Raw genomic sequence first — 310 nt, 5'->3', positions numbered from 1 at the left:
ATGAAACGGGTGAAGTCATTTCCAAGGATACTGCCGATCAAATTCTGATTCACGGACTAATGGAAAATGGAGCACCGACCTCCGTTCACATTCAAGGTGGAGTGAATTCTAAGTTTGAGCTAGAGATTCGGGGGAAAAAGGGCATTTTGCGTTTGTCACAGAATCCTTCGCTTGGGCATATTCAATTTGGGAATCTGACGCTTGAAAAACTGATACATGAGCCAAGTAATGAGCAGAGTCATGCGCCTAACGGTGATTTTGAAACAATCAGTATAGCTCATGAACCTGATAGTTCCCTGGATTTCCCAAA

1 pseudogene is annotated in these 310 nt (G+C 43.2%); it reads left to right on the top strand.

What is annotated here, in order from left to right:
* Positions 1–310: pseudogene (locus tag A372_RS32595) on the top strand (gfo/Idh/MocA family oxidoreductase); the annotation flags it as partial.

Source organism: Paenibacillus sp. OSY-SE (assembly GCF_000283315.1).
GTDB lineage: Bacteria > Bacillota > Bacilli > Paenibacillales > Paenibacillaceae > Paenibacillus_B > Paenibacillus_B profundus.
Note: the sequence above shows the minus strand (reverse complement) of the source record. Positions and strands in the feature narration are given on the sequence as shown.